This is a genomic window from Salmonella sp. NW884 (genome assembly GCF_051700745.1).
Lineage (GTDB): Bacteria > Pseudomonadota > Gammaproteobacteria > Enterobacterales > Enterobacteriaceae > Salmonella > Salmonella enterica.
The window spans coordinates 258,367-266,864 of the sequence record NZ_JAMMDE010000007.1; the positions used below are offsets into that span (position 1 = coordinate 258,367).

9 protein-coding genes are annotated in these 8,498 nt (G+C 53.1%); all 9 read right to left on the reverse strand.

Annotated features, from left to right (window positions below):
* Positions 1-15 precede the first annotated feature (15 nt).
* Complete coding sequence (locus NA197_RS16740; protein ID WP_052870145.1) at positions 16-1,590, reverse strand: NUDIX hydrolase; 1,575 nt, start codon at positions 1,588-1,590, stop codon at positions 16-18.
* Positions 1,591-2,466, reverse strand: coding sequence for a hypothetical protein (locus tag NA197_RS16745; protein ID WP_023136436.1), 876 nt, complete (start codon positions 2,464-2,466; stop codon positions 1,591-1,593). It abuts the gene before it with no gap.
* The gene (locus NA197_RS16750) at positions 2,438-3,868 is read right to left on the reverse strand and encodes an anti-CBASS protein Acb1 family protein (RefSeq protein WP_052870144.1); all 1,431 of its coding nucleotides are present in this window, start codon (positions 3,866-3,868) and stop codon (positions 2,438-2,440) included. Before NA197_RS16750 ends, NA197_RS16745 begins: the two co-directional genes overlap by 29 nt.
* Positions 3,868-5,139, reverse strand: coding sequence for a hypothetical protein (locus NA197_RS16755; RefSeq protein ID WP_023136438.1), 1,272 nt, complete (start codon positions 5,137-5,139; stop codon positions 3,868-3,870). Before NA197_RS16755 ends, NA197_RS16750 begins: the two co-directional genes overlap by 1 nt.
* A complete protein-coding gene (locus NA197_RS16760) occupies positions 5,129-6,109 on the reverse strand; it encodes a terminase small subunit (RefSeq protein WP_023136439.1) in 981 nt (326 codons plus the stop codon). Before NA197_RS16760 ends, NA197_RS16755 begins: the two co-directional genes overlap by 11 nt.
* Positions 6,110-6,169: 60 nt before the next feature.
* Positions 6,170-6,673, reverse strand: coding sequence for a hypothetical protein (locus NA197_RS16765; RefSeq protein ID WP_023136440.1), 504 nt, complete (start codon positions 6,671-6,673; stop codon positions 6,170-6,172).
* 102 nt (positions 6,674-6,775) lie between these two features.
* Positions 6,776-7,318: a DUF2514 family protein gene (locus NA197_RS16770; RefSeq protein WP_023136441.1), complete on the reverse strand. Its 543-nt coding sequence runs from the start codon at positions 7,316-7,318 to the stop codon at positions 6,776-6,778.
* Positions 7,315-7,941: a glycoside hydrolase family 19 protein gene (locus tag NA197_RS16775; RefSeq protein ID WP_001005894.1), complete on the reverse strand. Its 627-nt coding sequence runs from the start codon at positions 7,939-7,941 to the stop codon at positions 7,315-7,317. Before NA197_RS16775 ends, NA197_RS16770 begins: the two co-directional genes overlap by 4 nt.
* 2 nt (positions 7,942-7,943) lie before the next feature.
* Positions 7,944-8,285 (reverse strand): phage holin, lambda family, encoded by a 342-nt coding sequence (locus NA197_RS16780; RefSeq protein ID WP_085429533.1) that lies wholly within the window; start codon positions 8,283-8,285, stop codon positions 7,944-7,946.
* Positions 8,286-8,498: the final 213 nt, after the last annotated feature.

The window sequence follows — 8,498 nt, forward strand, 5'->3', positions numbered from 1 at the left end:
TTGTTCTCCGGTTGATTACTGTTTGATGCCAGCGACTTTGCGGCTGACGGCCTGGAACGGTGCCCATGTTGCGGACGGATCGCCGATAAAGGTACTGATACGGCGTCCGGTGGCGTCGGTGCGGATGACTTCACGTAACCCGGCGCCGGGCTCCAGACTGGATGCCGCTGATGCCTGCGCATCGGCATAGATTTTTTTCTCCGCAATACTCAGGAGCTGGCTGTCTGCGATGGAATGCAGATCCACTTCTTTATAATCAGATGAGTATTTTTGCAGGCGGGTCATGATGCGGCGGCGGTATGGAATAGCGCGCTCCCCCGCCATCGGCTGCGGCGCACGCTCACCAAATGAAGCAAACACGCTGTCGGCCTTACACTGGGTATCAGCAATTTCATTACGCTCTTCATCGCTGAGTTCCTGCGGTACACGACTTTTCATTTCTTCCATGTCTGCGCGGATTTTTTCCAGTTCGGCATCCGCTTTGGCTTTTTCTTCTGCCTCCGCGTCCGCTTTGGCCTTTGCTTCGGCGTCAGCCTTCGCCTTTTCTTCCTCTTCCTTGAGACGGGCGGCATCTTCATCAGCTTTCGCCTTTTCTGCTGCTTCAGCATCTGCTTTTGCTTTTTCCTCGGCGTCGGCCTTTGCGCGGGCTTCGCGAGCGTCCAGCGCCTGGTTAATGAGTGCTAATACTTTTTCTTCATCCATTTTCTGGACCTCGTTCAAAAGTGTGTCGGATTTAACTCCCGTCGGTTCCCCCAGCTTGTCCCAGACGCCCTGCTCACAAATAGCCAGGTGGTCCAGTAAAACAGGGTTCCCCTCCAGCAGCAGCGGCTCGCCGTCGACGTTGATCAGAACGTCATCGCCGCCCGTCACCGTGGGGGATGTACTCAGTTGCCGCGTTGAAAGAATCGTGGCGGCGTCAGTGTCGTAGATGCGGGCCATTCCCCACACCTCATCACCCTGGATCCAGGCAAATGCAATCGCACCGATAGTCCTCGCGGCGTACTCCTCGCTGTTCAGCGTGTTTTTCTCCGGGTGCAGCCAGATCACCGGCAAGCCAGAGCACCGGGCGAGGAAATCATCAGTGAGGTAATTCTCGGGAGAACGGTAAGCGTATTGCCTGAACTTAGAACGCCAGGTAACACCCGTTCCGGTGATACGCAGCGCCCACAGGTACATATTTCTGAAAAACTGCGGGGATGTGAGTTGCCCGTCGGCAATAAGCCCGGCAACGTCCTTTTCATTGAGTGGTTCGGCATCAAGCATTGCCACCATGCCGGGATGCAATGGCTCCGGCAGTTCATCCGGAGAAAACCATCCACAGGCCTGATTTTCATCGTTCAGTACCGCGTCGAATTGCTCAGCATCATCTGCGAGGTAGGTAACATAGCCATCAATCAGGGTATGAGGCGTCAGCGGTGCGGAATAATCAAACCCGCATTCTTCCAGCACTTCACGCTTTGCCGCGGCTTCAGGCGTCTCCCCCTCTTCGAGTTTTCCGCCCGGTACCGCCCACGAACCATCATCCCCACGCTTAACCAGAAATATTTTCCCGCCAGACTTAAACAGGATCCCGGCAGCGTAGGTGTTCACTTATCCTCCGTTTCTGATGCCTTCAAAATTTGCTGTTCGGCGACCGACTGACATATTCCCCTCAGTAAATTTTCGCCATTTCTCGGTTTTCATTTCATCCGGCAGACTGCGCACGTTGTAGATGTATGTCAGGTAGCAACGACAAAATACCTCTTCGCCCGGTTGAGTGATTTCATCGAGATAGCCAGCCGGCCCCACCTTCATAAAACCCTTCTTCAACGCCCAGTTACCGCGTATCGCATAGGTTTTCAGGTCGCGGTCCTTGTGTGGTTCCCGATAGTCATAATTGGGCTGGCGCCAGTGGCTGTGCCATACCGCCGCAATCGCCCCGCCATCGGTCGCAATGATGTTATCGATATTGGCAATCAGCTTATGTGTCTGGTCCACCATCACGCGGCGCCGTTCAAAATCAATCTGCCGCGCTGATTTGGCGATATGCTGGCTTGTGGCAACAACGCCAGAACGCGATGAAGCGGATAAACCGGGACTTATCGATGTAATGGGAGGAATGCTGGTTGCCCAGCCACTGAAACGCTGAATTGTCCGGTCAACAGCCTGTGTACGGTTCAGCTTTATCAGGTCGGCAGAAGCCATAATCCGCCTGTCCAGCTCTGCCCGCAGTTTTGGTTCAAGATAATTCAGTGTGAAACGGCTGACGCCAGGATGACGCTTAAGCGCCCTCTCCCGGCCAACCTCCAGATCGTAAGCAGCAGTCAGACGCCGGGACACATATCTGTAAAAATCATCGCCGCCGATTTTATCCTCAGTGGCATTACGCAGGCGCTCAGTCCACATAATCAGACTTTCTTCACTGCTGTAACCATGTTCCAGAAAGAATTTAATCGCGTCACGCAGCTCTTTCAGAAAGGAGTTCATCAAAATTCCCCTCACCAGGCGGTGTTGCATCCGGCGGATTTTGTTCAAGCTGCTCGTAATCCAGTTCCAGACGATCCGCAAACAGGTTTTCGTTCATATTGGCGTTCTCACAGGCCCATTTAATGAGTGTCGCCCTGTTTTGCGGGTCTTTGGTGAGTTGTGGCAACAGCACAGTCAACATCTCAGTAATCGCCTTAAAGCGTGTTTCATCGACTTTAACTTTTTCGCTTTCAGGCTCTTTCAGCGATGACGGCCAGACGTAATCAAAGTTGTTCACCCAGGAACTGAAAGCCGCCTCCCAACTGATGCTTTTGTATTCCGGCAAATCGTTTTTCAGCGCCTCGAAAAACTCAGGCGACCACGCCCGGTACTGAACGATGCGAACGAAAAAATCATAAAGCGGCTGTAAATCCTTGCGCACATCGTCGATATACTGGGCGACTGCTTTTGCATCCTCTGTACCTTCGCCAAATCCGCGCGTAAACGTCTCACTGTTGAGCAGAATCGCGGGCATGTCTGCCGCCGTCGCGATATTCGCCAGAATGTGATTACGGGCCGTATCAAGCGGTTTCTCCAGGTTCTGCATGTCAAGAGATTCAATCTTGTCATTCTCTCCCACCTGCAACACATCGCCGTTACCACCACGTTTCAGCATCCAGCGTTTAATGCCGGACATTTTCTGCATCATGTTATTGACGATAGAACTGGCCTGTTTGATGAATGCCACCAGCAGTCCGGCTTTAATCGTCACCATGTCGTCAGCGCGCATGGACTGAATAAATGATTTCAGCGGATACAGCGCGCGCTGATAAACGCTGCGCCCGGCAAAGCCGAAGGATGATGGCGTGTAGGCCAGATAAATTGGATCCTCGTTCATCATCACACAGCACCGGCTATGGTGGTATGGTTGCCCCGCAGCAGTTACGCTTCCCACCTTCTGAAAATCAGCAGAATTAGGATCCTGATTGAGTACCACAGAACCGGCTGTATTCATCGGATCCAACACGTTAAAGGTGATGGATTTTTTATACAGCGTATCAAACCCTACCGCATCGTTCGTGGGCTCGCCTTCAATCAGCATCACCACTGCGCCAACGCCATAAATACGGGACTGGCGCGCCGTGTTGGCAATAATGCGATCGGCTTTTATGGCTTTCCACTCACGCTCAAAAGCCTCCCTCAACCGCTTTTCAGGCCCGCGCGTCACATGCACGGTTCGCGGTTCTGACATCGCCAGTTTTATCGGGCGGTCGACCATTTTTCCGCCCAGCGGATGAAACAAATAAATCAGCTTGCAGAGCTCATAACCCGCCTGCGCGCCGGGTTCAATGCTCCCGCCCTCCAGAATCTTGCTGAGGACGCCAGCATTGCTGCCCATGCAAATATCATCGTCGTCCTGCATCAGAACCCCTCTCCGTTACCAAGACCAAGCGCGACGCCGTAGTTAAAGCAGTCAAACAGATCGTCGTCCTGGTTTTCTTCACCGATGATGAACTGGAGTACCTGCGTCAGAAGATGGTTTTTCTTCGACTGCTTGTACTCAACGATTTTGTCAAAGGCGTATTTAGAAATGCGTACCTTCCCGGACGCCACATAACCAGAAATGTTGATGGCGCGGGATTCTTTGGGAAGTGACGTTAACTCACTGTCGACAGGGTGGACGTTCCAGCCCTCGTTAGCGCCCTGCTGTAACAGGGTGATGCCGGTTGCCTTATCCTCAATAAACAGGCCTGTGGTCCCCATACGGGCGCGGCAGATTTCGCTAAGGTGTTTAGCTTTACCTTCCCACTGCGGTACGACCGTTTTCAGGAAATACCCGTCAATCTGGATAATGTCCCAGTCCAGAATGATAAGGTGTGGCGACGGCAGGTTATCCAGCGCAAACCAGATACACGCGGATCCGTCGTTCTGGAGTTTTCCCTTTTGCGCACAGTCAACAACACCATAAACCGTATCGCAGGAAAACGGATAATCAACAGGCGCGCCGTTCTCCAGCAACCAGTCAAGCTTGAAAAAGTTCTGCCCGCGCCAGTCCACGAATTCAGCGTTGTATTCCTGCTGAACCACCAGCGGAGGGCGACCGTCGATAATTCGGGCCAGCGCCGCCGGATTAATTGTCGGGTTAGCCGCAGTCGGCGCATGATGTTCCTCCCAGCCCATCGATTTATCATTACAGGCCTGATAGAAAAAATTTTCGTCATCAACGCCTTTCGGCGTACCGGCCATCACCGCATCGCCGTCAAAGTCGAGCAGCGTCGGCTCAATGGCCTGTTCCCAGATATCCCTCATGCCCTTTTTGACGAGACTGCCCTCATCAATAATGACTTTGTGATACTTTCGGGAGCGCCCGGCATCGGGATTATCCAGCGTCCAGAACTCAACCAGACCGCCGCCAATCAGTTCAATAATCGAATCGGTCTTACTGGAACTAATCGTGATCGGCTTTAACAGGTCACGGATGGTCTTAAACGACGGCAGCAGGATTTTATAGGATGGCGCAAACCAGCCTACGCGCATCTGCCGCGCCGCCCAGTTACCGCCCGCCTGTTCAAGCATGGTGGTTTTCCCGAAGCGGCGACCGGCGCGGATAACTTTTCGCTTAGCCGGAGAACGATAAATTTTCTTTTGCCCTGCATGGAACGGCAGGAACTCTATAACATGTTCAGTCGCCATCAGGGGAATTCACCAGTTTAATGACCACTGTCGGCTCGTCGTCTTTGCCTTTGCCCTTGCCTTTACGCTTAAGTTCAACTTCCTGTTCCAGACGTTCAGCCTCGGCGGTGCGTTTTCGGATTTCCAGATCCAACAACCGTTGCGCCAGTTCGGATTCAGCCAGCCCCAGGCGCCGCATAATCGCTTCAAACATTTTTTCGCGACTGATGGTCGATATCTCGATACCGCCCTTCACCAGTTTCGTACCGGAATAAGCAAGGCGGGCTATCGGGGACAGTTTGGTGGTATCAGCGAAATGAGGTCGTCCTACACCATCACCATTACATCGGGGACAATCAGGGTTAGGCTCGCGGTTGTGGTTGTAGCCATATCCGCCAGCATCGTCCGGCTCTTTCCCTTTTTTGGCTTTTGCCTCCGCTTCCCTCTCTTCGAACTCGATAACATCACGCCATTGGTAGTTATGACCAAAGCCCCAGCAGTAACGACAACATCCACGGCGATATTGTGAGATTTCGTTAGCGTCGAACGTAGCGAGCTGCCACATCTGCGCGAGGACCTCATCGGCACTGCCAAGCGTGCGCGCAATGGAGGCTTTCTGCTGCCGCGCAATGGCCTGGGCAACGTTAGGATTCGTTATGAGTTGGCGACCGTAGTTTGGGTCACTATAACCAGCACGTGCAGCGGCAGCGGTGGCGTTGTTGTCCTTCAGGTATTCCGCGACAAATAAGCGCTGCTGAGCGGTAAGTCCATCATCATCCACCAGCTCATTTGCGCTTTTATCTTTCTGCGCAGTGCGCATTTTTTTCTGCGCAGGTTTTTGCGCAGTTTGCGCAGTAGGTTTTTTGATATATCGACGGGCGGTAGCGTAATTCAGTCCCTGCGCTTCACACCAGTCTTTGGGGGAAATACCGGATTTAGCATGCTCGGCGAGGAACTGGTGTTGCAGTGCTCCCCAGTCCGGTTTTGCCATATCTGTTCACCTGCCTGTTTGTCATTATCGCAGACACTCAGGGAATGCCTGCTGTAATGCTTACTTACGTAGCCGTTCCAGCAAATCTTTCTCAAATATCCCGGTACTTTTACACTCCACCGGCTTCACCTTATCGTTACCATCGGCAGTATCCAGTCCGGCAGTGCCTGTCACCATTACCGAAACATTACTGCCTTCACCGGCACTCCAGACCTGCGCGACGATACGGTAATGCTCCTGGATATTTTGTGTCTGCGGTAACAGTGAACAGTCCAGATACAACGAACTCAGTTCCGGATCATCCCCGGTACCGGCGATAATCCCTGTGGTCTGGTCGTTAACACTGGCTGTGATGGCCTTCTCCCTGAAATACAGCGCCACGGCATTCAGCAACTCATCCGGTTTACGGTTACCGATGAATGAGGTTGATATCTGTTCGCTCATCCCTGGCTGCTGCCCGGCCTGGCTGTCCTGCTGTTGCTGCCCTCCTGTTTTAACCGGACCATACACAGTAATGCAGCCGCCAAGACAAAGTGCGGCAGCGGTGGCTAATATACGGCGCATAGTCATTACCGATAATAAAGCGTTGTACACCCGGCGAGGGACACACATACCAGGGCCAGTACGAATAATTTTGCCTTCATTAATTTTCCTTGTTATCCGATTTCAGTTCTGTCCGGTCACTTTGTCCCAGGTACGTTCGCATGTGCTTCCGGCGACATAACGCTCATCAGCCTCTTTTGCGAACTTTCCCGCCAGATCGTCAGCTTCGCCAAGCAACTTGGCGAGCAGTATTCCGGTCTCGGCTTGTGCCTGGCCTGCTGCGGCAAGAGCGGAAAGCCTGCCGGTTTCACTTCCTGCGAGCTGCCGTTGTACTGCTGCGAGCTGCTGTTGCAACCCACTGCGAGCAAGCTCAGCAGCATCAGCATCGGCCTGTATTTTTGCCAGTTCTTCATCTGCTCTTTTCCGTTCTTCATCTGCGGCGTGCTGGCGACGCTGTTCTTTCGCTCGTTCGGTTACTTCACGCTGCAATGCAGCGGTCGCATCGGTAAGGTCTCGTTGCGCCCACTGGTATTTCCAGGATGTATCCGCTTTCTGATAACCTCGTGAATAACACCAGTACGCTGCCGCACATAACAAAAAAGCCACCAGCAGTATTTCTGCTAATGGCTTCCAGAATTTTTTAAGCAATACAGGTAACAGATTCATACCAGCACCGATTTTGCTTTTTCAAAGCGCTCTCGCCTGTCACCGATGCCGTTCTGCCCTCCGTTGATTATCTGTGTAACGCGTACCATGTCGCCGGAATATTTCAGACACCCTTTAGTCGCGAAGAACCACGCTGCACTACGGGCAGCATACGTATCCTGTGCCAGTAGATCCGGATGGGCAACGAGCTCAGTTTTGATCCCGTTACCGCAATCACGGTAGTTGTTCAGACCTGTGATCTGGATAAGTCCACGCCCGCGGTAGTTCCAGCCGTCGCCAGGCCCATTGTTACCCATTCGCTTGCTGTATACCAGATTAGCTATTGCACGCTGTCGCTCGAGCGGAAGCGCCTTCTCACAGGCTTTTCGCCCAAGAGTACTGGCCTGATCTGGAGTGATTCTCCCGGCGCGGATGAATCCGGTCAGCCCGGCGATACTGTAGTTGAAGCTCTCCACCAGCCTTGTAAAACCAGCGCTTTCATGTCCCGCCTGAGCAATGAACATGGCCTGATCCAGTGGAGCAGTAATACCGAATTCGCTCATTGCCGCCGTAATATGTGGATACCAGCGCGCAGCCAGTTCGGCGCTGATACCAGCCGCCTGCTGAAATTGAGACTCGTTCATGATTAAACCTTGTTATTATCCCCACCGATACGACCACTGATAAACTTCATTGCGAAGCCGCGGATAGCATCCACGCCGATAAGACCAACACCGCCACCAATTGCAACAGACAGGGACTTGGGCCAGCCGAAATATTCCAGCGCAGATGAGAAGGTCAACGTCAGGGCGCCGCAAAGCAGGATTTCGAGTGTCTTTTTCTTCCAGCCACCGTTACCGCCAAAATAGGCAATACGCAGACCGGCCATAAATAACGACATCAGAACAGCGCCCAGCGGCGTATCTCCTCGCCACCAGCTCTGGAATAGCTCCAGCCAGCCCTGCCAGGATTGGGGATCGTTGTGCATTTTCATAAGCCTCACCCCCGATGGCTCGGATGGCGCAGTGTGAAGTAGGAATGCCGCCCGGTGGATTAACGACAAAACTCAGAGGGATTATTCCGGACGGCACAAACAGAAAAGCCCCGCACGATGGCGAGGCTTGAATTGTTGCCGGTTACCGCTCCGGCGCGATCAGCAAAAGCTATCGCGGTATCAGATTGTGGTCCTGCCTGTGTGAGC

Coding starts and splice junctions, on each gene's coding strand:
- NA197_RS16750 (WP_052870144.1), bottom strand. CDS start 3,868: ATGCAGGACGACGATGATATTTGCATGGGCAGCAATGCTGGCGTCCTC.
- NA197_RS16770 (WP_023136441.1), bottom strand. CDS start 7,318: ATGAATCTGTTACCTGTATTGCTTAAAAAATTCTGGAAGCCATTAGCA.
- NA197_RS16775 (WP_001005894.1), bottom strand. CDS start 7,941: ATGAACGAGTCTCAATTTCAGCAGGCGGCTGGTATCAGCGCCGAACTG.
- NA197_RS16755 (WP_023136438.1), bottom strand. CDS start 5,139: ATGGCGACTGAACATGTTATAGAGTTCCTGCCGTTCCATGCAGGGCAA.
- NA197_RS16760 (WP_023136439.1), bottom strand. CDS start 6,109: ATGGCAAAACCGGACTGGGGAGCACTGCAACACCAGTTCCTCGCCGAG.
- NA197_RS16780 (WP_085429533.1), bottom strand. CDS start 8,285: ATGCACAACGATCCCCAATCCTGGCAGGGCTGGCTGGAGCTATTCCAG.
- NA197_RS16745 (WP_023136436.1), bottom strand. CDS start 2,466: ATGAACTCCTTTCTGAAAGAGCTGCGTGACGCGATTAAATTCTTTCTG.
- NA197_RS16765 (WP_023136440.1), bottom strand. CDS start 6,673: ATGCGCCGTATATTAGCCACCGCTGCCGCACTTTGTCTTGGCGGCTGC.